Source organism: Vibrio sp. KMM 9700 (assembly GCF_058545285.1).
The window spans coordinates 1,621,823-1,646,866 of sequence record NZ_CM178589.1 but is presented as its reverse complement, the minus strand read 5'-3'; the positions used below and the strand labels follow the sequence as shown (position 1 = coordinate 1,646,866).

The 25,044-nt window shown below is 42.7% G+C and carries 19 protein-coding genes; 15 read left to right on the top strand and 4 right to left on the bottom strand.

What is annotated here, in order from left to right; all coding sequences use genetic code 11:
* The first annotated feature begins 113 nt into the window (after nucleotides 1-113).
* The 3 genes from rarD (at nucleotide 114) to AC2VOY_RS07340 (ending at nucleotide 2,835) form a co-directional block, all read left to right on the top strand.
* Entirely contained in the window at nucleotides 114-1,046 is a 933-nt protein-coding gene (gene rarD / locus AC2VOY_RS07350; protein WP_491830654.1) for an EamA family transporter RarD, read from the top strand.
* Between the two features lie 78 nt (nucleotides 1,047-1,124).
* On the top strand, nucleotides 1,125-1,784 hold the full coding sequence (locus AC2VOY_RS07345; protein WP_491830653.1) for a LysE family translocator: 660 nt from the start codon (nucleotides 1,125-1,127) through the stop codon (nucleotides 1,782-1,784).
* Between the two features lie 868 nt (nucleotides 1,785-2,652).
* Complete coding sequence (locus tag AC2VOY_RS07340) at nucleotides 2,653-2,835, top strand: hypothetical protein (RefSeq protein ID WP_491830652.1); 183 nt, start codon at nucleotides 2,653-2,655, stop codon at nucleotides 2,833-2,835.
* A 1,246-nt stretch (nucleotides 2,836-4,081) separates the two neighbouring features.
* Here AC2VOY_RS07340 and AC2VOY_RS07335 read toward each other — a convergent pair.
* Nucleotides 4,082-4,591: a Spy/CpxP family protein refolding chaperone gene (locus AC2VOY_RS07335; protein WP_491830650.1), complete on the bottom strand. Its 510-nt coding sequence runs from the start codon at nucleotides 4,589-4,591 to the stop codon at nucleotides 4,082-4,084.
* A 282-nt stretch (nucleotides 4,592-4,873) separates the two neighbouring features.
* On the opposite strand from AC2VOY_RS07335, the gene AC2VOY_RS07330 reads away from it, so the two are divergent.
* The 3 genes from AC2VOY_RS07330 (at nucleotide 4,874) to AC2VOY_RS07320 (ending at nucleotide 7,624) form a co-directional block, all read left to right on the top strand.
* Nucleotides 4,874-5,569, top strand: a complete 696-nt coding sequence (locus tag AC2VOY_RS07330) for a response regulator (RefSeq protein WP_491830648.1) — start codon at nucleotides 4,874-4,876, stop codon at nucleotides 5,567-5,569.
* A gap of 35 nt (nucleotides 5,570-5,604) precedes the next feature.
* The gene (gene cpxA / locus AC2VOY_RS07325) at nucleotides 5,605-7,044 is read left to right on the top strand and encodes an envelope stress sensor histidine kinase CpxA (protein ID WP_491830647.1); all 1,440 of its coding nucleotides are present in this window, start codon (nucleotides 5,605-5,607) and stop codon (nucleotides 7,042-7,044) included.
* 100 nt (nucleotides 7,045-7,144) lie between these two features.
* Nucleotides 7,145-7,624 carry a tRNA (cytidine(34)-2'-O)-methyltransferase gene (locus AC2VOY_RS07320; RefSeq protein ID WP_491830646.1) on the top strand — a complete coding sequence of 160 codons (480 nt, stop codon included), beginning with the start codon at nucleotides 7,145-7,147 and terminating at the stop codon, nucleotides 7,622-7,624.
* A 102-nt stretch (nucleotides 7,625-7,726) separates the two neighbouring features.
* Here AC2VOY_RS07320 and AC2VOY_RS07315 read toward each other — a convergent pair whose 3' ends face one another.
* A complete protein-coding gene (locus AC2VOY_RS07315; RefSeq protein WP_491830645.1) occupies nucleotides 7,727-8,257 on the bottom strand; it encodes a YbaY family lipoprotein in 531 nt (176 codons plus the stop codon).
* A gap of 126 nt (nucleotides 8,258-8,383) precedes the next feature.
* Nucleotides 8,384-8,890, bottom strand: coding sequence for an FxsA family protein (locus AC2VOY_RS07310; protein ID WP_491830644.1), 507 nt, complete (start codon nucleotides 8,888-8,890; stop codon nucleotides 8,384-8,386).
* A 473-nt stretch (nucleotides 8,891-9,363) separates the two neighbouring features.
* Between AC2VOY_RS07310 and aspA the strand changes: the two genes are divergently transcribed.
* From aspA to AC2VOY_RS07270, 8 genes are all read left to right on the top strand, one after another.
* A complete protein-coding gene (gene aspA, locus AC2VOY_RS07305) occupies nucleotides 9,364-10,812 on the top strand; it encodes an aspartate ammonia-lyase (RefSeq protein WP_491830643.1) in 1,449 nt (482 codons plus the stop codon).
* Nucleotides 10,813-11,036: 224 nt separating this feature from the next.
* Entirely contained in the window at nucleotides 11,037-12,335 is a 1,299-nt protein-coding gene (locus AC2VOY_RS07300; protein WP_491830642.1) for an anaerobic C4-dicarboxylate transporter, read from the top strand.
* 208 nt (nucleotides 12,336-12,543) lie between these two features.
* Nucleotides 12,544-14,478 (top strand): protein-disulfide reductase DsbD, encoded by a 1,935-nt coding sequence (locus AC2VOY_RS07295; protein ID WP_491833042.1) that lies wholly within the window; start codon nucleotides 12,544-12,546, stop codon nucleotides 14,476-14,478.
* A 110-nt stretch (nucleotides 14,479-14,588) separates the two neighbouring features.
* Nucleotides 14,589-15,224: a response regulator gene (locus AC2VOY_RS07290; RefSeq protein ID WP_491830640.1), complete on the top strand. Its 636-nt coding sequence runs from the start codon at nucleotides 14,589-14,591 to the stop codon at nucleotides 15,222-15,224.
* 287 nt (nucleotides 15,225-15,511) lie between these two features.
* Nucleotides 15,512-15,784 (top strand): DUF4212 domain-containing protein, encoded by a 273-nt coding sequence (locus AC2VOY_RS07285; RefSeq protein WP_491830639.1) that lies wholly within the window; start codon nucleotides 15,512-15,514, stop codon nucleotides 15,782-15,784.
* Nucleotides 15,784-17,487, top strand: a complete 1,704-nt coding sequence (locus AC2VOY_RS07280; RefSeq protein WP_491830638.1) for a sodium:solute symporter family protein — start codon at nucleotides 15,784-15,786, stop codon at nucleotides 17,485-17,487. Before AC2VOY_RS07285 ends, AC2VOY_RS07280 begins: the two co-directional genes overlap by 1 nt.
* Before the next feature lie 354 nt (nucleotides 17,488-17,841).
* On the top strand, nucleotides 17,842-18,327 hold the full coding sequence (locus AC2VOY_RS07275; protein ID WP_491830637.1) for a VOC family protein: 486 nt from the start codon (nucleotides 17,842-17,844) through the stop codon (nucleotides 18,325-18,327).
* 263 nt (nucleotides 18,328-18,590) lie between these two features.
* Nucleotides 18,591-18,923 (top strand): hypothetical protein, encoded by a 333-nt coding sequence (locus tag AC2VOY_RS07270; RefSeq protein WP_491830636.1) that lies wholly within the window; start codon nucleotides 18,591-18,593, stop codon nucleotides 18,921-18,923.
* Nucleotides 18,924-18,986: 63 nt separating this feature from the next.
* On the opposite strand, the gene AC2VOY_RS07265 is transcribed toward AC2VOY_RS07270, so the two are convergent.
* Complete coding sequence (locus AC2VOY_RS07265; RefSeq protein WP_491830635.1) at nucleotides 18,987-22,589, bottom strand: PAS domain-containing hybrid sensor histidine kinase/response regulator; 3,603 nt, start codon at nucleotides 22,587-22,589, stop codon at nucleotides 18,987-18,989.
* A gap of 193 nt (nucleotides 22,590-22,782) precedes the next feature.
* Here AC2VOY_RS07265 and acs point away from each other — a divergent pair, with 193 nt between their 5' ends.
* Nucleotides 22,783-24,744 (top strand): acetate--CoA ligase, encoded by a 1,962-nt coding sequence (acs, locus tag AC2VOY_RS07260; RefSeq protein ID WP_491830634.1) that lies wholly within the window; start codon nucleotides 22,783-22,785, stop codon nucleotides 24,742-24,744.
* The last annotated feature ends 300 nt before the right edge of the window (nucleotides 24,745-25,044 follow it).

Below are 25,044 nucleotides of genomic sequence, written 5' to 3'. Positions count from 1 at the left end.
TAAATAGCTAGATAGGCATAGAATGAATTGAGTATAAAGTAATACCCAAGTAAGTGTAGTGGCTATATACTCTTGGTCTTTGTTATTTCTTTAAATTTTGCGTGTGATGGCTAATGAAAAATTCTTCCTCTGCAACACCAAGCTCAAATCCAGAACAACTTGCCGCGAGAGCAAAACAAGGCGTTATCTTTGCCGTAGCCGCTTATACCATGTGGGGCATAGCGCCGATTTACTTTAAAAGTATCCATGATGTGCCGCCACTTGAGATTTTAAGCCATAGAATTATCTGGTCTTTTTTCTTCTTAGCAATTCTTTTGGTCTTCACCAAAGGCTGGCGCATGATTCAGCATACGCTAAAAGATCGTAAAAAGTGTTATTACTTAATTGGCAGCTCACTCACCATAGCTTGCAACTGGTTAGTCTTTATCTGGGCGGTCAATAACGATCATATGCTAGATGCCAGCTTAGGTTATTACATCAACCCCTTGTTCAGTGTTTTGCTTGGGCTGATTTTTATGCAAGAAAAGCTGCGTAAACTTCAGTGGCTCGCCGTTGCCCTTGCCTTAGTCGGGGTCTTGGTGCAATTGGTAGTCTTTGGCTCTCTGCCAGTGGTGGCTCTAATCTTAGCCTTTACTTTTGGTGTTTATGGTTTATTGCGTAAAAAAGTCAATCTCGATGCGATGACAGGTTTATTCATTGAAACCTTGATTTTGGTGCCTGTCGCTCTTATTTATATGTTAGGGATAGCCAATACCAGTACGAGTGATTTTTCCACTAACCCAATGAGTTTAAACCTCTTATTAATTAGCGCAGGGATCATCACGACTGTGCCACTGCTTTGCTTTGCCGGCGCGGCGACTCGCTTACGCTTATCCACACTTGGCTTTATTCAATATATTGGTCCAAGCTTAATGTTTTTACTTGCCGTATTTGTCTATGGTGAAGGTTTCACGCAAGATAAAATCGTCACTTTTGCCTGCATTTGGCTCGCACTTATCTTGTTTACTTTTGATGGCATTAAAAATAGACCAAGAAAGAAAAAGTAAGCAGCAAGGTTAATCTCCTCTCAAGCCCAACACTGTATGGGCTTTCTTTAATTTTTTAAAATATAAAAGTAGTTACCCATGAATGAAATCAGTCTTCTTCTTACCTTAGCCGGCGTGCATTGGATTGCCTTAATGAGCCCTGGACCCGACTTTGCATTAATCGTCCAAAACACGAGTCATTATGGGCGCAAAACTGGCTTAACTATTGCTGCCGGACTCTCTGCTGGGATCTTGGTTCACTCGATTTTAAGTATCACAGGGATCAGCTACCTCGTTCAGCAGCACCCTATGCTATTTACCATTGTGCAATGTTTAGGTGGCAGCTATTTACTTTATTTGGGTATCTGCGCGCTGCGCAGTGTGGCTGCAAACTGGTCACAGCGTCATCAAGTTTCAGCAAAACCGAGTAATCGACTGTTAAAAAATCAAAAACAAGCTTTTTCGCGTGGCATGATGACCAACTTGCTTAACCCAAAAGCTTTAGTCTTTTTTGTCAGTTTAATGTCTTCGCTTGTTCCGGTAACTATGTCTGTCCCTGGCAAATCTATGGCGGTCGTAATTTTATGGGCGCTCGCGCTGATCTGGTTCTCACTTTTAGCTTGGCTGCTTTCTACGCCTAAACTGCAGAAAAAACTCACTTCCGCGGCGATTTATATTGATTTAGCTTGTGGCTGTATTTTTACAATCATAGGAAGTTTGATCCTTTGGCAGGCACTTTCCCACTTGAATATTCTGTAAAAGTGTCGAAATAACGCACAAAACAGATGAATATCACATATTTAAAGCATGGATATTATAGCTATATTGGAAGAGGTTTGTGCGAGATCTCGCACAAGCATGTAGGATAAGTGCTTTTTAAGCTGCAAAAATAAAGAAGTTATAGATGTAACCTGTTGATTTATATAGATCGTAAAAAATTAAGCTATTTAATTGCGATCTAAATCGTTTTTTGTCGCTTGTTCAATCTCAGATATCGCTTACTATTACACATGTCGACAGGATGTGGACACAAGGACAAACCCAAAGGATTTGGGCGCTTTAAGGAAGAAGCACAGGGAAATTTGATAATTTAGGATGAATTATCAGCATGGAAAGCAGGACATGAAACGGACCTACTTATTACTAGGATGGTAATATCTCAAGGACGTGACATGGACAACCTCTAGGATGAGGATTTGGAAAAACATCAGGATGATGTACTGGACACCGCTCAAGGAATCGAGTGATGCGATGCAAACTAGGATCAGTTTGCTGGCTTGGATAAGGCCGAGGACACCGCTAGGAAGGCGATGAAAAGGAACTATACTGAAGGATACAGTATACTATCATGGAATAGATGCATGGAGCACGTTTAGTAGCCGGATTGCTGCGAGTAAGACTATAGCCCCGCTGGGAATTTCCCGCGGGGTTTTCTTTTGTCTGCAATATATGTATCCCTCACCAACCAAGCTGTTTACAGCGCAGATAAAAAAGCTAGCCACCCGAAAGTCACTAGCTCATCTACATATTCATCACTTTGTATCAATACTTTAATTAAACCCAACAAACACGCCATGATTTGAAATCACAAAATCAGGGCCTCTTTTATCATGATGATGATGGTGAGGTGGTTTTTTATAATGCGGGCGATATGGTGGTCGCGGTTTATAATGCGGTTTATAGTGTGGCTTATGATGGCCATAAGCTGGCGACCTATGGTGATCATTATGGTGTGGCTTGCCATGACTATGTGATGGCGGCTTACCATGTGAATGGCCACCATGCGCTTGTGCAAAGCTCGGCAACATAAATGCCACACATAACAGGCTAAGAATTAGCTTTTTCATCATATACTTCCTCTTCTTATCCTTTATTTATCTGTTATTAGCATAACTGACAAAAGGTCAATTAGTGCCAATAGAAAGTAAAAACGCGTAAAGATATTCAAGTAAGCTATTAACCTTATAAATAATAGTTACTTATATGCTCTTCCATTTGTGAGAGATCAGCCATTCCTAACATAGATAATCAAGATACTTTTGATATAAAATGCTCACACAAAATATATAAATAGTTGTTTTATATGAATTAATCTTATCTGGGCGCTGATTTTCAGAAAATAATTTAATTTAGATCCCTTGTTTGAAATCTGAGATCCTCTAAACTTCTCCTCGTTGACAAGGAAAGCTCAACAAGGAATAAAATGCTTAGGATAAGCGACAAGGATTGTAGAAGTTTCAAGGCTGAAGCTTTAAAGGATTAGGATTGCAGGATGCAAGCATAACTAGGATGGTTGTGCCAAGGATGATAGGACACCTTAAAGGATAAGGCAGGATTTTCATCAGGATGATGTAAAGGACACCGCTCACGGAACAAGTGATGTGAGTAAATCTAGGAAAGGTTTACGTGCTAGGAAAGCTATGGACACCGCTAGGATGGCGAAGTTAAGGATTTAGCTTGGGATAAGCTGCTATCAAGGATTTGATGCATGGAGCACACTAAGTAGCCGGAATGCTGCGAGTAAGACTATAGCCCCGCTGGGAATTTCCCAAGCGGGGTTTTCTTGTTTTAAAGCCTTTAAAAACCGACAAATACGTATTAAATTCTTCCAACTTCGTGTGATAAACCTCAAAGAACACCAATGTATGCAAACCTTAAGTCAACCTAGTATCTTGTCAAACCTCTGATATTTTTAAAAATAAAAAATAGAACATCATTTCTCAAGTGAAAGCATGATGGAGATCTCTTGGTTAGGCTATTTCTTATCGGTATGATGCTTCTATCGGTAAGGAATACTGATACAAAAGAGGATCGGCATAGGATTTGCTGAATATTTGCATTAAGGATGTATGCAAACATGGATGTAAAGGACACCGCTAGGATGGCGCGGCAGGGAGATTGGCTAGGATAGCTAAGATCATGGAATGATGCATGGAGCACAAAAGTTGCCGGATGCAACACAAAAGATAAAGCCCCGACGCCATCTCTGGTATCGGGGTTTATTTTATCTAGATAACTGTAATTAAGCCTAATTGCTTAACTTAGCTAAGTATGAATTACTCTGCTTTTTGTTCCATTTGCTTCACATGCTCTTTCATCTTCTCAAGACGTTTCGCTTGCTGCTCTTTACGGATTTCTTGCAGCTTTTGACGTTGCTCTGGTGTTAGAATTTGCATCATGTCATGACGAGCTTTGGCAAACTTAACTTCACCTTCGATACGATCATTTGCCATTTTTTGTGCTAAGTCACGCACTGCTGATTCGTCAAACTTTTCAGCCAAGATAAGCTTTTCCATTTGATCACGATTTGCTTTCATTGCAGCACGTTTCTCTGAGCGATCTTGTTTCGCAGCTTTACCTTCTTCACGCATTTGCTTGTGAAGGGTTTTGAATTCTTCTTTTTGCGCATCCGTTAATTCAAGCTGCTTCATGATTTGATGATCAAAACCAAGACCACCATGTTTACCACCTTGTGAACCGTGATCGCCACCGCGAGCCATAACACCAGCAGAACCTAAAACCATAGGTAGGGCAACTAAAGCAATTAATGTTTTTTTCATGTTCATAGGTTTGTACCTCTATATTGATAGATAGTTAAGATATTCAACATTGTTTACATGGCGTATATCTTGTTTTGTTCTTAGCAAAACATCTGCGCTTTGCCGTGTTGATGGATACATAGTACCCCCTACAAGGTCAAGAGGTGTATATCATTGGTAAAGCTATGTAAAGAGGCTTAAATTCAGTGTAAAGCATGCTTAAATAAGCCTCAAATTCAATATACACAAGAGTATAAAGATTAGAATTAGTGTATATTTTTAATACGAATCAAGAGATAGGACGCGCGCATGGCGAATATATTATTAGTCGATGACGATAATGAACTAACTGAATTACTTACCGATATCCTGAATTTAGAAGACTTTCAAGTCCAAGTAGCCCACAATGGTGAAGAAGGCTTAACCAAGGTAAGCTCAGATACAGATCTGATTTTACTCGATGTCATGATGCCTAAAATGAATGGCATGGACATGCTCAAAGCCTTACGTAAAGATTGGCACACGCCTGTATTAATGCTCACAGCAAAAGGCGAAGAAATTGATCGCGTGATCGGTCTTGAGTTTGGCGCAGATGACTATTTACCTAAGCCCTTTAGTGAAAGAGAGTTGCTTGCGCGCATCCGTGCGATTTTACGCCGTACTCAGGACACTCCAACGCCTGAAAGCAACAATGCGGATGATGTCATTCGCGGCCAAGATATTGAAGTTTATCCGGCCAAACAAGAAGCCTATTGCCAAGGTCAATTGATTGATCTCACCACGACAGAATTTACCTTATTGCAGTTTTTACTCCAAAACATAGGCCAAACCGTCAGTAAAGAAACCTTGAGCCTTGAAGTTTTAGAGAAGCGTTTGTCACCTTTTGACCGCGCCATTGATATGCATGTTTCCAACTTACGTAAGAAACTGCCAGAGCGCGATGACCAAAAACCGCGAATTAAAACCTTACGTGGACGTGGTTACCTAATGGTAAAAGATGATTAAAGTGAAACCTCTAAAGCAAAAAATAAAGGTGTGTAATGAAGTTACCTAATATCTCCAGTTTGTATTGGCGAATTTTTGCTATTTTTTGGTTTACCATGTTATTGGTCGTGATGGCAGCTTTGGCTGTACCTAATTTTGACCCAAGGCAGATGCAAGAAGTGCCGGAGCATATTCAAAAGGATTTGCGTCAAATCACTCACACAATTAGCCAAAAATATAAAAATGAAGCTTCCTTGATTGATGCGATTAAATCCGTCAAAAGAGCACACCAACGCGAAGGTCATAAAGTACCTAAGTACATCTTATTAACCGATGCGGACGGCAATTGGATCCAAGGCCCAGATAGTCGTTATAGCCGCGCCTTTAATAACTTTGTGACCCAAAACTTAGCCCCAGACAACCCACAACAAAAGCTATATGGACGCTTAATGGTATTAGGGCCTTTCCCGATAACCATTCAAGGCCGTGATATCTTTATGTATTTCGGCTTTCATTGGGATCGCCCTGCGCCCTTGGTATTACAACTTTTTGATCGTCCACTACAACTTTTACTTGCGATCATGCTAGTGAGCACGCCGTTACTCTTATGGCTTGCTTGGGCGCTGTCACAACCAGCCATGCGTCTTGAAAAAGCGGCGCGTAAAGTTGCCAGTGGTCAATTTGAGCCAGACATGAACTTAGAAGAAAAAGGCACTTCCGAGTTTCGTCAAGCCGGCGCTAGCTTTAACCAAATGGTGATGGCACTCAATAATATGATGTCGGGGCAGCAACGTTTGCTTTCAGATATTTCCCATGAATTGCGCTCACCTTTAACCCGTTTGCGTATGGCGAATGCCTTGGCTATTCGTAAACAAGGCGAAAGTAACGAGCTTAAACGTATAGATACAGAAGCGGAACGCCTCGAGCAAATGATTGCCGAGCTATTAAAACTCTCACGTTTATATGTTGATAGCCATCAAGAGCAAGAAAGCTTGTCTAGCAATGATTTATGGCAAGATTTACTAGAAGATGCCAAATTTGAGGCTGAGCAAATGGATAAGGTATTCCATGTCCAACCTTTGGTATTAACCTACTTGCACGGCAATCCAAACTTGTTAACTAGCGCCGTAGAAAATGTCGTACGCAATGCAATTAAATACAGCAAAGATGAGATTTGGTTTAACTCTTCAGTTGAGAAGCAATCAATTGTGTTACGTATTGAAGACAATGGTGAAGGCGTTGAAGAATATGAAAGAAAAGAAATTTTCCGACCTTTCTACCGCGTCTCAACCGCGCGTGACAGGGACTCAGGCGGTGCAGGTCTTGGACTTGCGATCACAGAGAATGCGATACGTCAGCATAATGGTAGCATTCATGCATATGAAAGTACGCATGGCGGCCTAGGTGTTGAAATTCGCCTACCTGTGATAAATGAGCCGAAGAAAAAATCGCCTAAGCAAGCCTCGCGTAGCCACCAAGCTATCAGCAAAAGCTAAGCGACAAAACTCCTAGAGCAATAAACTTAAAACCGCTAGAATACCCAAACTTACCTTATGTTTGGGTATTTTTTTATGTTGATATTTTTAGGTATAAATTATGTTTGATATTGCTTTATATGAACCAGAAATTGCGCCCAACACAGGCAATATTATTCGTTTATCGGCAAACTGTGGTGCAAACTTACACCTCATCGAGCCACTAGGTTTTGATTTAGAAGAAAAGAAACTACGCCGCGCGGGGCTTGATTACCATGCTTTAACCCATGTTAAACGTCATGCCAACTATCAAGCATTCTTAGATTATTTAGCGGCTGAAAAAGGAGAAGATTTTCGAATTTTTGCCTGCACAACAAAAACCACAGGCCATCATGTTGACGCCACTTATCAAGCTGGCGATGTGCTCTTGTTTGGCCCAGAGACGCGTGGTTTGCCAAGTGATTTAATTGAAAGCTTACCAATGGCGCAGCGTATACGTATTCCTATGATGCCAGATAGTCGCAGTTTAAACCTATCCAATGCAGTAGCAATTATTGCGTTTGAGGCTTGGCGCCAAATGGGATTTGAAGGGGCGGTTTAGATTTCTCTAACGTTTGAAAAGTCTAGTTAACGGACTTGAAAGTACGTCCTTGTACTTCTTTATTGTCTGCTCTAAAGCGCTAATTTCTTATACCAAAAGGAATTAGTTTGCTTCTGGGACACGCTTCATAATTAGATTTGCGTCAGTTGTTTTCGCATCGTCAGTTAAAACCATAGTTGGAGTATCTGTTCTGAAGATGGTTTTATCGTCCACTTTTAATGCTGCGTTAAGCGTATAAATGCCATTATCTTTGATAAGATTTGCATCATAGCGCAGCTTAAAGTTAACTGGCACTTGCTTGCCTTCCAGTGGAATATGTTGCGTATAAATCGGCTCTTGAACCACATCAGCTTTCGACACATCGTTTAACGTCACTGTGATCACTGCATTCTCAGGCATAGCGATACGTTCTAAATAACCCGCCGTGCCAGTTACATAAGCGACTTTATACTCAGCTTTTAGGTTCTGCGCTGTGCTGCTTGTCTGTGCAGTAGCCGCTTCAGATGTTGCTGCCGGCGCAGCTTGCTCCGTCGTTGTTTCTGGCGCTTTTTCCACTGATTTTTCCTCTTGTCCACATGCGGTGAGCACAAATGCTAACCCTGTAATACTTGCAAGTGTAATCAATTTTTTCATATGTCCTCTTTAATTTTCCATATCCGGTTAATATAAAATAAACCATAGCTTCAGCTCAGTAGCGTTAAAACAAAGTCAAAACTAACACCCATTTATATTATTGATATTTATATATATTACCAATAATTACGGCTTAATTTGTTTATTTGGATCTTCTTCTTTCTTTTGATATTCGCCTTCAAAAGTCTGACCTCCTGCATCATTATTTGAGCCACGGAAAGGGTCTTGGAAGGGATCTTGACCAAAGGTAGAGCTTTGAAACCCGCCGCCCATAGTCTGAACTTGTACCTTAGTCATGAGTTTTTTTGCAATCCAAGCGCGAGGCGCAGGCAAGAGCACTGTCATGCCCAAGAAATCGGTTAAAAACCCAGGTGTTAATAATAAAACGCCGGCAACGGCTAGCAACACACCTTCAAGTAATTGTTGCGCTGGGATCTCACCTTTTTCTAGACGAGACTGCACATTAAGCAGCGTTGCAATACCTTGGCTACGAACTAATTGAGCCCCTACCACGGCAGTAATAAATACAATTGCTATGGTTGGCCACATTCCTAGAACATCACCAACTTGAATAAACAAACTAATTTCAATAATTGGCACGATGATAAATAAAGCCAATAAAATGCTAAACATTCACACTCCAGTCTTTTTAAATGACCCAACTAGTATACGCTTCTGATGGATAAGCACAAAGTATGCGGAATAACCCGCTTACATTTTTAACAATCTAAGTTAAATTCGATGCACCATTTTGATGCAACTATCTGTTATATATAATAAAACACTGTAACCATGTAAATTATATGGAATTAAATGCTGAATTTTTAGGCAAAATCACTAACAAATCACTAGCTAAGAATCAATCGATAACTTGTTATACCACTGAAATATTAGTTTTAAGTTATATGTACTAAAGTGTTAATATAAATTGATCTAGGTAAATTTATTCGTCTGATTTATGGATAAGATAGGCGTATGGAAAGATGCCACAATATCTAAGTGTCGACCCACTTGATATATGCTGATGTACGGATACATAGATCTCTCACCAAAGAGACAAACAGTGCTGGCTTATTTAGGTATATATTCCATCAAGGATAATAATTATGACAATGACTACTGAAACAAAAACTGCTCATCCTACTTTCCGCACAGAAGAAGACCTTTTAGGTACTAGAGAAGTACCAAGTGATGCTTATTATGGCATTCATACCGTTCGCGCTATTGAAAACTTTAATATCTCAAATCAATGCATCTCTGATGTACCTGAATTTGTTCGTGGCATGGTAATGACCAAAAAAGCCGCAGCCATGGCAAACAAAGAAATCGGCGTGCTCCCTGCTGATATCTCTGATTACATTATTAAAGCTTGTGATGTGATTTTAGAAACTGGCAAATGCATGGATCAATTCCCATCGGATGTTTTCCAAGGTGGCGCCGGCACTTCTGTAAATATGAACACCAATGAAGTGATCGCAAACCTAGCGCTTGAACTTATGGGCAAAGAAAAAGGCGATTATGACGTGATTAACCCAAATGATCATGTCAACAAGAGCCAGTCAACCAACTGTGCTTACCCGACAGGTTTTCGTATCGCAGTTTACAGCAGTATCTTAAAAACGATTGATGCCGTGGAATATCTAAAAGGCGCATTTGATCTTAAAAGCCAAGAATTTAACTCTATTTTGAAAATGGGTCGAACCCAACTTCAAGACGCTGTACCTATGACAGTTGGCCAAGAATTCCATGCTTGGTCTGTCACCTTAAACGAAGAAATTCGTAATCTGCATTATATTTCGAAACTATTACTTGAAGTGAATTTAGGCGCGACAGCAATTGGTACCGGCCTGAATGCTGCGCCAGAATATCAAGCACTCGCGGTGAAGCATCTTTCAGAAGTGACAGGTTTTGAATGTCAGCCAGCCGAAGATTTAATTGAAGCAACATCTGACTGTGGCGCTTATGTGATGGCGCACGGCGCGTTAAAACGCCTTGCAGTTAAACTTTCTAAAATCTGTAATGATCTGCGTTTATTATCATCTGGCCCGCGCGCAGGCTTAAACGAGCTTAACTTACCTGAGCTACAAGCCGGTTCATCCATCATGCCTGCCAAAGTGAACCCAGTGATCCCTGAAGTCGTCAACCAAGTCTGCTTTAAAGTGCTCGGTAACGACAACTCAATTTCATTTGCAGCAGAAGGTGGCCAACTGCAATTAAACGTGATGGAGCCTGTGATTGCGCAATGTATGTTTGAATCGCTTGAGATCTTGAAAAATGCCTGCATCAACTTACGTGAAAAATGTATTGATGGCATCACGGTTAACAAAGAAATCTGCGAAGCGTACGTGTTCAACTCTATCGGTATTGTGACTTATCTAAACCCATTTATCGGCCATCATGAAGGCGATATTGTCGGTAAAATTTGCGCTCAAACCGGTAAGAGCGTAAAAGAAGTCGTGCTCGAACGTGGCCTGCTCACCGAAGCTGAGTTAGAAAACATTTTCTCAACAGAGAATTTGATGCACCCAGCTTATACAGCCAAGCGTTATAACTAGCTTAAGGCGTATAACTCGTTCAAATCTTATAACTAAGTGACTAGTTATAATATGCAAACTCCAAATCTAGCACTAAGCTAATACTTAGGAGTAAGCAGCTTTTAAAGCGAAAACTTTACAAGGAGTAAGTTATTAGATTAATAATTTACTCTTTTTTTATGTCCAAGGCTGGCACTAACTTACTTGGATGTTCGACTGCAAAGATCAAAAAATTAGGCCATAACATGCTGATTGAATTTATTATTGTACTTTTATTTATTTACTTAGGGGCGCGGATAGGCGGCATTGGAATTGGCTTTGCTGGGGGCGCAGGAGTCGTGGTCTTAACCATGATTTTGGGCTTAGATGCGGGCACAATTCCAATTGATGTGATTTTAATTATTGCATCTGTGATCACTGCTATTGCAGCAATGCAAGTTGCTGGCGGCATGGATTGGTTGGTTGATGTTGCTGAAAACTTTTTACGTAAAAACCCTAAACGCATCACCTTTTATGCACCCATTGTGACCTATTTGATGACGATTCTAGCGGGCACTGGGCACACTGCATTTTCGACGCTACCTGTGATAGCAGAAGTGGCTAAAGAGCAAGGCGTTCGCCCTTCTCGTCCGCTTTCAATTGCTGTGATTGCCTCGCAAATTGCGATCACTGCATCACCAATCTCGGCTGCTGTTGTCTTTTTTGCTGGCCTTTTAGAGCCTCTCGGTGTGGGTTATCTCACCGTCTTAGCTATCTGTATCCCAACTACTTTTGCAGCCTGCATGATTGGCGCTTTTGTGGCTAATTTTATGGGCTGTGAGCTAAAAGATGATCCAATTTATAAAGATCGTCTCGCAAAAGGTTTAATCAAAACTAAATCAGAGCAAGGCCGTGAAATCTTGCCAACAGCCAAAACCTCTGTGGTTATTTTTGCGATTGCAATTGTTTGTGTCGTAGTTTATGCGACCTTAATCAGCGACTCAGTTGGCGTGATCACGCATCCGCACATTGACCGTAACCAAGCGATTATGGCAATTATGCTCACAGCAGCAGCGGCAATTGTGACCTTCACGAAAATTGACGCATCAAAAATTGCTGGCGCGGCAACCTTCCGCTCAGGTATGAGTGCATGTATCTGTGTGCTTGGTGTGGCTTGGCTTGGGGATACGTTTGTCTCTGGGCATATTCAAGAAATCAAAGACTTTGCGGGTGAGCTGCTAAAAGAATACCCTTGGATGCTTGCTGCAACGCTATTTTTTGCCTCTATGCTGCTTTACTCACAAGGCGCAACTACAACGGCCTTGATGCCTGCTGCTCTTGCAATTGGCGTCTCCCCTCTAACAGCGATTGCATCTTTTGCGGCTGTGAGCGCACTGTTTGTGCTGCCAACTTACCCAACCTTGCTAGCTGCGGTAGAAATGGATGACACAGGCTCAACCCGAATCGGCAATCTTGTGTTTAACCACCCATTTATGGTACCGGGTTTAGTGACTATCGGCTCAGCGGTTGCGCTTGGATTTATTTTTGGTGGTATCGTTTTATAATCTTAATAAATCAAGAAGATAAAGCCGAATTAAGTTTGTAAATATCACAAACACTAAGGGAAAGGCTTTATCTTCCGCCAATATTGCTTACAATAGCCTCAAATCTATCCAGCTTGCTGCTTATTTGAGGCTTATTTTGAATCTACCTGCTCGCATCTCTTCGCTGTCACTCATCTTGCTCCAAACGCTTCTGCTCACCTTGCTAGGCATGCATACAGCCTGGGCAAAGCTTGATACGACAGAAACGCCTCTCGAAATTATTAATAAGAATATTTCCACAGATAGCGCTCAGCTCAATGCCGCGCCACAAGCTTTTCAGCCGCAGCAAAATGCTCAAGCCAAACAAAACTTTCAGGTGCAAAGTAATCAAGGTTCGATTTCTGCGCCTAAATTTGTCACGGTTGATCAAGCCTTTGCCTTTGATTTCAAACAAAGCCAAGATCAAGAAAATCAAACAAGTTTAGTTAAACTGCACTGGCAAGTTAAAGACGGCTATTACCTCTACCAAGAAAAGTTTGAGGTGAAAGCGAATAATGCACAAATTGGTGAGATAAAGATCCAAGATGGCATGCCGCATCAAGATGAGTTTTTTGGTGAAGTGCATATCTATACTGAGTCAGCCAGTATTGAAGTCCCAATTCAATCCACACAAGATGGCGCAGAATTAATCGTGTCTTATCAAGGTTGCGCCAAATCTGGTTTTTGTTATCCGCCAGAGAAACGCGTGATCCCATTAACTTCTGTTGCTGCGAATACATCTGCCGATACTGCGCAAACGAATCAAGCTGCAAGTACTCAAACGCAAAGCAATCAACCGGCAAGCAATCAATCAGAAAACAATCAAAGCATTCCATCAAATTTAGATGCGCCGCAAGAGCGTTCACAAGATGCAAGCTTTGCGAGCCAACTTTCTGATAACTGGTGGACGCCGTTTGTCTTTTTAGCTTTAGGCATTGGTCTTGCGTTTACCCCTTGCGTCTTGCCTATGTATCCAATTTTAACTGGGATTGTGCTTGGTGGCGGACGAACCAGCGCTGCGCAAGCCTTTAAACTTTCATTTATCTATGTGCAAGGCATGGCGCTGACGTACACCTTGCTTGGGCTTGTAGTAGCTTCCTTTGGCGTACAGTTCCAAGCAGCCTTGCAATCGCCAAGCGTCTTAATCGTGCTAAGCCTTGTCTTTGTGCTGCTCGCCCTGTCGATGTTTGGCGCCTATCAACTCCAACTGCCAGCAAGCATTCAAACCAAACTCAGTGAGTGGAGCAACAAACAACAAGGCGGCAACTTGGTCGGCGTCTTTGTGATGGGCGCTATTTCTGGCTTAGTTTGCTCACCTTGCACCACTGCGCCACTGTCTGGCGCCCTGCTATATGTCGCGCAAACGGGTGATTTACTCACCGGCGCAATTGCTTTATATGCGCTAGCCATTGGTATGGGTATCCCTTTGATCTTGGTGGCTGTCTTTGGTAATAAACTCTTGCCACAAGCAGGCAACTGGATGAACATCGTCAAAGTTGGCTTTGGTTTTGTTCTCCTCGCTGCGCCAATTTTCTTGCTCGAACGTATTTTGCCAAGCGCTGTGAGCTTAGGTTTATGGACAACCTTGGGCTTGATTGGCTTTGGCTGGCTATTCCATGTGCAAAACACTCAAATGCAAAAAACTTGGCGTCAAAGCTTGGTCGCTATCATTGCACTGCTCGGTTTATTTTATTCAATGCAAATCGGGATTTCGCTGGTTCGCGGCGCAGACTCACATGCCTCACAAAGCAAAACTGCTAGCCAAATTTCATTTACTCGGATTAAAACTGTTGCTGATTTAGATAAAGCCTTAGCGGACGCTAAAACTGCCGGCAAACCTGTGATGCTAGATTTTTATGCCGATTGGTGCGTTGCCTGTAAAGAATTTGAGAAATACACTTTCCATACCCCAGAAGTCGAAGCCGTGCTCAAAGATTTTGTCTTGATCCAAGCCGATGTTACTCAAGGGGATGATTTAGATACTGCCCTGATGAGCCGGATGAAGGTATTAGGGTTGCCAACCCTTGAGTTCTGGAATGGGCAAGGTGAGCATTTACCCCATGCTCGGATTGCGGGTTTTATGCCAGCAGATACGTTTTTACAACATATTGCTCAAAACCTTTAACTGGCGACACATTGCTTGCGACAAAACTCGATCAAGCTCATATTTTTAAGCTTGGTTTTGTTTGATGATTAGGTATGCTGTTAACTCATCATATTGAGATAGGATCAAACATGGACGTGACCTACCAAATCATCATCGCAGATGATCACCCTTTATTTCGCACCGCGCTCTATCAAGCGATCCATATGGGCGTGGCTTCGAGCCGTGTCTATGAAGCAGATTCTCACCAAGCCTTGCATGAATTAATTCCAAGCTTAGATGAAGTGGATTTGCTCTTACTTGATCTCAAAATGCCCGATGCTGATGGTCTCAGCGGCCTTGAAACATTACGCCATGACTACCCTGACTTGCCTATCGTCGTGATTTCAGCCAATGAAGATCTCAACATTGTCAGCCAAGTCAAAGCTTGTGGCGCTTTTGGTTTTATCCCTAAATCCAGCCAAATGCAGACTTTAGTCCAAGCGATTAACCAAGTCCTTGGCGGTGAACCATATTTCCCCGAAGGCTTGGCTCAGATTGAAGCTGAGCATCAAGAGATCCGCGAGAAACTTGCGAGTCTCACGCCACAACAGACCAAAGTCTTACATATGCTTAATGATGGTCTTTTAAATAAGCAAATCGCTTATGAGCTAGATATTTCTGAAGCGACGATTAAGGCGCATATGACGGCGATCTTCCGTAAACTTGGGGTGAATAACCGTACTCAAGCTGTGATCTTGCTGCAACAGCTACAAACAAATTTCTAACCTTCCCACTATTTTTGATTTGGCGAATTCTCGCCAATACCCCCGACTAAAGTCTCAAGGTGAATTACCTTATCTATGTCTAACCTCTGATATAGCGATTTATAGCGATCTTGCATCCGATGGATGTGAAGTGGGAAATGGGTGGAGAAAAGTTTAAAAGTACAGGGATGTACTTTTCAAAGCGCTCATGGATGACTCGAGCGTCTTTTCGTAATCCATTCCCACTTTGCATCTCGCGCAGATCTCTCGTAATTCGTCATACCTAATATCATTACACGGAGGTCAACATGGCATTTGAATCAGACACTCATGCCCAGTCCTACTGGAAGGAAAATCTAAGACTCATGGCATGGCTACTATTTATATGGTTTGCCGTATCTTATGGCGCAGGCGTGCTCTTTGTTGATGCGCTCAACCAAATCAAAATTGGCGGATTTAAACTCGGATTTTGGTTTGCTCAACAAGGCGCAATCTACACCTTTGTCGCACTCATTTTTATCTATGTTTGGAAAATGAATACGCTCGATAAAAAATATAATGTACGCGAGGATGACGCATAATGGACATTCAAACTTGGACCTTTATTTTAGTCGGACTAAGCTTTGCCCTATATATCGGGATTGCGATTTGGGCGCGCGCAGGCTCTACCAATGAATTCTACGTAGCCGGTGGTGGCGTCCACCCTGTTGCCAACGGCATGGCGACCGCAGCAGACTGGATGAGCGCCGCATCCTTTATTTCGATGGCGGGGATCATCTCATTTGCAGGCTATGACGGCACTGTTTATCTACTTGGCTGGACAGGTGGTTACGTCTTGCTTGCACTTTGTCTTGCTCCTTACCTACGTAAATTTGGCAAATTCACAGTGCCTGATTTTATCGGTGATCGCTACTACTCCAGAACCGCTCGCTTAGTTGCTATCTTCTGCGCGATTTTTGTTTCCTTCACTTATGTGGCAGGACAAATGCGTGGCGTCGGCGTGGTCTTTGCACGCTTTCTTGAAGTCGACATCAATATCGGGATTGTTATCGGGATGGCGATTGTCTTCTTCTATGCCGTGCTTGGCGGCATGAAAGGTATTACATACACCCAAGTAGCACAATTTTGCGTCCTAATTTTTGCTTTCTTAGTACCTGCAATTTTCACCTCAATCATGTTAACTGGGCATGTCTTGCCACAAACAGGTATGGGCTCAACCTTAACCGGCACAGAAACTTATGTGCTTGATAAGCTCGATGGCCTAACCCAAGAGCTCGGCTTTGATACCTATACCGACGGCTCCAAAAGTACCATAGATGTGTTCTTTATCTGCGCCGCCTTAATGGTGGGTACCGCAGGTTTACCGCACGTTATTATCCGCTTTTTCACCGTACCTAAAGTGCGTGATGCACGTATCTCTGCTGGCTGGGCATTACTTTTTATCTCCCTTTTATATACCACAGCACCAGCGGTTGCATCTTTTGCACGTTTAAACCTTATCGATACGATTAATGGTCCAGATGGCAAAGGCGTGATGGCTGAAGAAGCGCCAAGTTGGTACAACAACTGGCAAGCAACCGGCTTAACCAGTTGGGAAGATAAAAACGGCGATGGACGTATGTTCTACTCAGGTGATGAGCGCAATGAAATGGATATCAACCGCGATATTATCGTGTTGGCATCGCCAGAGCTTGCGCAATTACCAAACTGGGTTGTCGGTCTATTGGCTGCAGGTGGTCTTGCGGCAGCGCTTTCAACGGCTGCTGGTTTGTTATTGGTGATCTCAAGTTCAATTTCCCATGACTTACTCAAAAAGAGCTTCAAGCCAGATCTCACAGAAAAACAAGAACTCATTGCGGCGCGTTTAGCTGCTGCGGTCGCCGTCGTTGGCGCAGGTTATTTAGGGATCAACCCTCCGGGATTTGTGGCGCAGGTGGTCGCCTTTGCCTTTGGCCTTGCTGCCGCTTCCTTCTTCCCGGCAATTATCTTGGGCATTTTCTATAAGAAGATGAATAAAGAAGGCGCTATCTCAGGGATGCTGGTTGGGATCTTATTTACCGCAGCTTATATTATTTACTTTAAGTTTATTAACCCTGCGGCAAGCACACCAGAAAACTGGTGGTTTGGGATCAGCCCTGAAGGCATAGGAACACTCGGCATGTGCTTTAACTTTGTGGTGTCACTTGCAGTGAGTAAGTTTACTGCCGATGCGCCACAAGATGTGCAAGACATGGTCGAGTCAATCCGCTTCCCGAAAGGCGCTGGCGCGGCAACTGGGCATTAATGCTTAGATATAAAGCTTAAAAATAGCTAAATAAGGCTTTTATGCCTAAATAAAGCCTAAAATTTAAGCAAAAACCATCAATACAAGCGAAAATAAAAATAATTTTGCATCAATTGACTTAAAAGCACTGCCAAATTTGGTGGTGCTTTTTTATTTCAGCCCATATCTAACTAGCCTTATCTCATTCTTTTTGCTGATTATTTTTATATTTTCTAATCAAAACTCTTTCAATAAATAACAAAATATTATCAACCTTATAAACTTTAATAATTTTTAATAATTCATCATTCTACATATACTCTCCTCATCGAAACGAAACACACTAATCAAATTAACCAAATTAGAGAATATATTATGAAAATGAATCACCTAGGCATCATGGTTCCAGATATGGACAAAGCAATCGAATTCTACACACAAGCACTTGGCTTAGAGATTGTGATGAACAAAACCCCAGTTGAAGAAGAGCGTGAAAGTGCGATTGGCCGCATGTGTATTGCAGTATTTGGCGAAGGTTTTAAAGGCTTCAACATTGCGCATCTTTTAACTACAGATGGCATTGGTTTTGAGCTTTTTGAAATGAAAGACAAGCAAGATCGTCATAATGTTGATTTTTCACGCATTGGTCTGTTCCACTTCTGTCTTGAAACCGATGACTTTGAAGGCACAATTGAGCGCGTGACTAAACTTGGCGGTAAAGCGCGTATGGATATTATGCGTTATCACCCAGAAGATGACAGCCGTCCTTATCAAATGGTTTACCTAGAAGACCCGTTTGGCAACTTGTTTGAGCTTTACTCTCACCCATACGGTCAAACTTATTCTTCTGATTACGAATAAGTAATCAAAGTTAGCGCAGCTTAAATTCTGCAACGGCTAGCTTTACAATATAATCAAATATCAATGGCTTGTTGCGACTTTGCAGCAGGCCATTTTTTGGTTTTCGTTTAATCATTCATCTTAAAATAAAAAAGGAAAATCGAAGAAGACTTAGCAAAAAAATAAATGGAATTAATGTGATAGACATGTAACATAACAAAAACTAATGATTCAGTTAAAATTCTCAGCTAAGGTTTGAGTGCGTAGAAAATAGGGACATAAACATGAATTACGAAAAAATACGTACATTAAAGAAAGCAGGCTTCTTTGAGCTTAAGCAAATACCTAACCTTATATTTCCTCTAAGGATTGATAGCACACTCAAAATAACCTCAATTAAATGTATTTATTGTAAAAATCTGCTCAATGATAAGTTAGTCAGAGGCACTTACCTAGAAAGATATGACTATGTAGATATTGATGTCACCATGTATTGCTTAGAATGTTCAAGCCAAACTTCGCAATTCTATAGATTTAAGCAAATGCCTGATACTAAGTTAGTTTTGACAAACAGAGATCATCATGGCAAATGGAGCGTCAAAGAATGGAACGCTTAAGCCTCTTATTCGTAGCAACTTTAAAATATAACAAAGTAAAATAAAATCAATAATATACTGTACTTATGACTTTAAATTATTCAATATCTGCCTAAGTTTTAAAGGCTTCACAGGTTTGGTTAAATACATAAAACCAGCCTCTCGGACTTTTAAAATTAACTCATCACTGCGATCTGCGCTGATGACCACGCCTTGAATCTCAGGGTAATGCTGACGGCAGGCATGGATCACATCCAGTCCAAGCTCCCCTTCATCTAAATGATAATCCGACAACACAACATCAGGCTGCCAAGTGGTCAAATGCTGCAAAGCACCCGTAAGGTTTTGCGCCGTTTTCACCTCACAGCCCCAAGGCTCAAGCAAGGCGCGCATGCCTAAAATAATTGCCTCATCATTATCAATACATAGCACTTTGCAACCAGACAGGCTTTGCTGATTTGCTCGCGGCGCAGGCGTAATATCAGGTTTTTCTTGAGTTGGCGTTGCCCTTTCTAATAAAACACTAAATACCGAACCTGCGCCAAGCCAAGATTGCAAACTGAGTTCATGGCTGAGTAAATTCGCCATACCTTTGGCTATCGACAAGCCTAAACCTAAGCCTTGATCAGCGCGGTTTTTATCCACCCGTGTGAACTCATCAAAAATCTCCTGCTGTTTATCAGCCGCGATCCCTATGCCATTGTCCCAAACTTGGATCGCTAGTTGATGATTTGCCAAGCGGCGCACGCCCAATACAACTTTTGGCGAAGTATTGGTATTTTTTTGAGTATAACGAAACGCATTGGTCAGCAAGTTTTGTAAAATTCGCCGCAATAACTTGGGATCTGAGCGCACTTGGGCGCAAGTTTTCACCACAACAAAATCTATCCCTTGCTGCTTAGCTAAAATCGAAAACTCAGCATCGAGTTGATTAAATAAGTCTTGCAAGCTAAAGCTTGTGATTTGCTGAGATACTTTGCCAGAGCTTAAGCGCGACATATCCAATAAATCACTGATCAAGCTTTCCGCGGCGCCAAGTGAGCTATCAATATATTTAGCTAGCTCCAAAATTTTGTCACTACTGGTTTTTGAATCTCCAGCTTTTTGGCTGATCTCAAGCAAGGATGATGCAAACAAACGCGCCGCATTTAACGGTTGCATCAAGTCATGGCTCACCGCAGCTAAGAGTTTGTTTTTTGACGCCAAAGCTTGGGTTGCTTGCATGCTCGCCTGACTTGCTTCACTCGCGGCAAGTTTGGCATCTAGGTTAGCTAACATTAGTTTATGGTTGGCTTGCTCTAACGCTTGGGTTCGCTCTTGCACCCTTTCTTCAAGCGTATCTTTCGCTTGGCGCAGCGCTTTTTCCGCATTGGTGAAATCTGTAATATCAGTAAAGCTCATCACAAAGCCGCCGTTAGGCATAGGATGACCCTGAATTTCAATCACTTGACCACTTTCTCGCACCCGTGAAGACTTATGCGCAGTGCCACGCTTTAAGTGCTCCACCCGCTTTTGCACATGCTCACTCGCGCTGCCTTCACCACATAAACCACGCTTAGCGTTATAAGCAATAATTTGCGCAATCGGACGCCCAACTTGGATCAAACCTTCAGGATATTCAAATAGTTCTAAATATCTTTGGTTCCACGCCACCAACCTCAACTGCTTATCGACCACAGAAATACCTTGGCTAATATGCTCGATCGCCCCTTGCAACAACCCTCGACTAAAGTCATAGATTTCAGATGCTTCATCGACAATCGTAGCGACTTCTTCCAAACGAATTGAACGCCCTTGTAGCGCTGAAGTTAGCACCAGACGTGCCGACGATGCGCCAAACACCCCAGCAAGTAAACGCTCGGTATGTAAAATCAAACTTGGCGGCGCTTGGGTTTGTGGCAATAAGACTGGCGGCAATTTAGGATCAAGATACTGGGTTGGCGTAAGCGGCGTATCTAACTCAAAGGATTGATTTTGCTCCGACATTTGATGCTGATATTGCACTTCAAAGCTTTTAAACGACTCTCGCATCCGTGCTCTGCCCACAAAACGCGCCGCCAACACTTCAAGCTCAGCAACGGTCACGCGGCTATGATAGATATTTAGCTCATCTTGCTCAGACGCTTTATCTTCAACAAATGCAGCGGCTTGCATTCGCTCACTAAACCTTTGATGAGTCACTAAAGAAACTAAAATATAGAGGACTAAATTCACCACTCCACTGAGTGCCATGCCCCAGTCTGCGGTGGTAATTTGAAGTGCATGCGCCCATTGCGGCGGCTCAATTAACCAAAGCAAAAAGTTGGAACTTGCATCACCTGCGAGCATTTGCGTGTGCGACATTAAAGTGACCAGCCAAATTGCAAAACCGCACAACAAGCCAGCATACACCCCATTTTTATTGCCCCGCTTCCAGAAGATCCCGCCAAGCAGCGCAGGCATTAATTGCGCAATCGCCGCAAATGACAGCAACCCAATCACTGAAAGCAGCGGAATCGTATCTAAGAGCTGATAGACCCACCAAGCGGCAAATAAAATCAATAAAATCAAACTACGACGAATATTAAGCAGCAAACCTGAAATATGCTGATGTTTTTTATCTGCCAGCTTTAAATGGCGTAATAACAAAGGCAGCACCCAGTCATTGGCAACCATGATGGTCAGCGAAATGCTCGAGACAATCACCATCGCACTCGCCGCCGAGGTGCCGCCCAAAATCGCCAGCATGGCAATACTTGGCGCGCCAAACTCAAGCGGCAATTGCACCACATAGGTATCGGCAATTTGTCCACTTAGCAAGGCTTGCCCTGCCCAAGCAATTGGCAACACAAACAATGCCATTAAAAATAAATACAAAGGCATCACCCAGCGCGCCGTTTTTAAATCATCAATATTTTGATTTTCAACCACGCTAGTATGAAACTGCCTTGGCAAACATAAGACAGCGCCAATGGCGAGCAACATATGAATAATTAGACTTGGGTAATGCGGCGCTTGAGAATAATCTTGCGCAAGCTGGGTTAAAGATAAATCTGGGCGATAAAAAATCACGCCAAGAATAAAGCCGCCGACGACTAAAAAGGCGACCAATTTCACCAAAGATTCAAACGCAATCGCCAGCATCATGCCGCGATGGTGTTCAGTATTATCTATGTGGCGCGTACCAAATAAAATACTAAAAATAGCTAACACTGCGGTCACAAAGCCTGACACTTGCACATCCTGATAGCCTAAATCTTGGATTAAATTCGGCGCAACTAAGTCAATCCCCATGGTCACGGCGCGCAGTTGCAAAGCGATGTAAGGCAAGACGCCAACTAAAGCAATTAAGGTGACGGTCACCGCCAAGCCTTGCGATTTGCCATAGCGTGAGGCAATGAAATCAGCAATTGAGGTGATGTGTTCACGTTTAGATATTTGAATGATCCGCGAGAGAATTGGCCAACCAAAGGCATACACCAAAAAAGGCGCAAAATAGATAGGAATGAAGGCCCACATGTTTTCTACGGCTTGGCCGACCGTACCGTAAAACGTCCAAGAGGTACAATACACGGCAATCGATAAACTATAAATCCAAGGGCGAAAGCGCACCCAAGTTTGCTTATGTTTATCCCCAAACCAAGCCACTAAAAACAATAATCCTAAGTATGCAAGTGATATCGGGATCACTATCCAGCCTTGTAGCATCCATGCTCCTTTCACGCCAAGCGATATAAATCTCAAATCCGATTTTTTATTAAAATATTCAATAGTAAAGCTTAACTCATCAGCCTAAAGTCTAATAGCAATTGTTTAAATTTTAAGCCACAGTGATGCTATCAAAACATGAAATAAGCCGAAGCTAAACTTAAGGATCGAGATCTGCGATCAAGGAGAGATTATGAGCCAGCTACACCATCTTCATGAAAAACCTATTCATCCAGTTCCGCCACATATTGCCAAACACGCTCACGTCAACAAAGAAACTTACCTTGCGATGTATCAAGCATCAATTCAAGATCCTGACGGCTTTTGGGGCGAACATGCACAAATTTTAGACTGGATCAGCCCTTTCTCTGAAGTGAAAAATACCAGCTATGATCCTGGGCATATCCATATTGAGTGGTTTAAAGGTGGCAAGCTCAATGTTAGTGCCAACTGTATTGATCGCCACCTCAACACCCGTGGCGATGAAACGGCAATTATCTGGGAAGGCGATGACCCATCTCAAGATAAAAAAATTAGCTTTAACGAGCTGCATGAGAGTGTGTGCCGCTTTGCCAATGTATTAAAAGCCCAAGGCGTACAAAAAGGTGACGTGGTTTGCCTATATATGCCTATGGTGGTAGAAGCTGCGGTTGCTATGCTTGCGTGTACCCGAATTGGCGCCGTGCATACGGTTGTCTTTGGCGGTTTCTCCCCCGACGCCCTTGCCGGACGTATTATTGATGCCAATGCAAAAGTTGTGATCACCGCCGATGAAGGCGTGCGTGGCGGGCGTAGTATTCCGCTTAAAGCCAATGTTGATGCCGCGCTTGCTAACCCAGATGCAAAAGTAGATTCTGTGATTGTCTATCAAAGAACCGGCGCAGATATTAACTGGCAAAGCGAGCGTGATATTTGGTGGCATGAAGCAACCAGCCAAGCAAGCAGCGAGTGTGCACCTGAGCCAATGGACGCTGAAGATCCTTTATTTATTCTGTATACCTCAGGCTCAACCGGCAAGCCTAAAGGCGTCTTGCATACTACAGGCGGTTATTTGGTGTATGCCGCGATGACCTTTAAATATATTTTTGATTATCAAGAAGGAGAAACCTATTGGTGCACCGCGGATGTCGGTTGGATCACTGGTCACTCTTATATGGTTTATGGGCCGCTTGCCAATGGTGCAACCACGCTTTTATTTGAAGGCGTGCCAAATTACCCAACCCCAGCGCGCATGAGCCAAGTGGTAGACAAACATCAAGTTAATATTCTCTATACAGCGCCAACGGCGATTCGCGCGCTGATGGCAAAAGGCGATGCGGCAATTGAAGGCACCAGCCGTGAAAGTTTGCGCATCATGGGATCTGTTGGTGAGCCGATTAACCCAGAAGCGTGGGAGTGGTATTACAAAACCATAGGTAATGAAAAAGCGCCAATCATGGATACTTGGTGGCAAACCGAAACTGGCGGCATTTTGATCACCCCACTACCGGGCGCAACCGACTTGAAACCCGGCTCTGCAACCTTGCCTTTCTTTGGCGTGCAACCTGCATTGGTGGACAACCAAGGTGACCTTCTTGAAGGCGACGCCGAAGGCAACTTGGTAATTTTAGATTCATGGCCGGGACAAATGCGCACCATTTATGGCGATCATGACCGCTTTGAACAAACCTATTTCTCAACCTTTAAAGGCATGTACTTCTCTGGCGATGGCGCGCGCCGTGATGAAGATGGCTATTACTGGATCACAGGGCGTGTCGATGATGTCTTGAATGTTTCAGGCCACCGCATGGGTACGGCTGAAATTGAGTCCGCTTTGGTTGCCTTTGATAAGATTGCCGAAGCTGCAATTGTCGGCATTCCACATGATATAAAAGGCCAAGCAATCTACGCTTACATTACCTTAAATGACGGCGAATCCCCGTCGGTGGAACTGCAAAAAGAAGTCAAAGACTGGGTGAGAAAAGAAATTGGCGCGATTGCTGTGCCCGATATTTTGCACTGGACAGATGCGCTGCCAAAAACGCGCTCAGGGAAAATCATGCGTCGTATTTTACGTAAAATTGCAACCGGTGATACTTCAAACCTTGGCGATACTTCAACCTTGGCCGATCCAAGCGTCGTCGAAACCTTGATTGCGGAAAAATCCGCCTTATAAATCAGCTTAACAAATAACCAGCAAGCTATTTATAATAAATATCAATAAGATAAAAACCTCAAATACCCCCAGCTCCCTTTGTGTTGAAACACTAACCAAAGGGAGCTTTTTTTCGTCTAAATTGATGTATCTTGCAGCGATAAGGCTGAACTTTAAACAATTCACTTTGTCTCAATTACTCATACTTGCAATATAAAGATTTAGAGATAAGACCAGTAATTTGCTGCGATTTGCTGTGAATTCTCTATAATCTTGCAAAATACTAGCTTAATGACTATTTTTTCTGTTATCTTAAGCATG

Excerpts from the sequence above, each read along its gene's own strand:
- AC2VOY_RS07315 (WP_491830645.1), bottom strand. The coding sequence starts at position 8,257 with ATGAAAAAATTGATTACACTTGCAAGTATTACAGGGTTAGCATTTGTG.
- AC2VOY_RS07345 (WP_491830653.1), top strand. The coding sequence starts at position 1,125 with ATGAATGAAATCAGTCTTCTTCTTACCTTAGCCGGCGTGCATTGGATT.
- cpxA (WP_491830647.1), top strand. The coding sequence starts at position 5,605 with ATGAAGTTACCTAATATCTCCAGTTTGTATTGGCGAATTTTTGCTATT.
- AC2VOY_RS07265 (WP_491830635.1), bottom strand. The coding sequence starts at position 22,589 with ATGCTACAAGGCTGGATAGTGATCCCGATATCACTTGCATACTTAGGA.
- AC2VOY_RS07310 (WP_491830644.1), bottom strand. The coding sequence starts at position 8,890 with ATGTTTAGCATTTTATTGGCTTTATTTATCATCGTGCCAATTATTGAA.
- acs (WP_491830634.1), top strand. The coding sequence starts at position 22,783 with ATGAGCCAGCTACACCATCTTCATGAAAAACCTATTCATCCAGTTCCG.
- AC2VOY_RS07335 (WP_491830650.1), bottom strand. The coding sequence starts at position 4,591 with ATGAACATGAAAAAAACATTAATTGCTTTAGTTGCCCTACCTATGGTT.
- AC2VOY_RS07270 (WP_491830636.1), top strand. The coding sequence starts at position 18,591 with ATGAATTACGAAAAAATACGTACATTAAAGAAAGCAGGCTTCTTTGAG.
- AC2VOY_RS07275 (WP_491830637.1), top strand. The coding sequence starts at position 17,842 with ATGAAAATGAATCACCTAGGCATCATGGTTCCAGATATGGACAAAGCA.
- AC2VOY_RS07295 (WP_491833042.1), top strand. The coding sequence starts at position 12,544 with ATGCATACAGCCTGGGCAAAGCTTGATACGACAGAAACGCCTCTCGAA.
- AC2VOY_RS07330 (WP_491830648.1), top strand. The coding sequence starts at position 4,874 with ATGGCGAATATATTATTAGTCGATGACGATAATGAACTAACTGAATTA.
- AC2VOY_RS07320 (WP_491830646.1), top strand. The coding sequence starts at position 7,145 with ATGTTTGATATTGCTTTATATGAACCAGAAATTGCGCCCAACACAGGC.
- AC2VOY_RS07280 (WP_491830638.1), top strand. The coding sequence starts at position 15,784 with ATGGACATTCAAACTTGGACCTTTATTTTAGTCGGACTAAGCTTTGCC.
- aspA (WP_491830643.1), top strand. The coding sequence starts at position 9,364 with ATGACAATGACTACTGAAACAAAAACTGCTCATCCTACTTTCCGCACA.
- rarD (WP_491830654.1), top strand. The coding sequence starts at position 114 with ATGAAAAATTCTTCCTCTGCAACACCAAGCTCAAATCCAGAACAACTT.
- AC2VOY_RS07300 (WP_491830642.1), top strand. The coding sequence starts at position 11,037 with ATGCTGATTGAATTTATTATTGTACTTTTATTTATTTACTTAGGGGCG.
- AC2VOY_RS07285 (WP_491830639.1), top strand. The coding sequence starts at position 15,512 with ATGGCATTTGAATCAGACACTCATGCCCAGTCCTACTGGAAGGAAAAT.
- AC2VOY_RS07290 (WP_491830640.1), top strand. The coding sequence starts at position 14,589 with ATGGACGTGACCTACCAAATCATCATCGCAGATGATCACCCTTTATTT.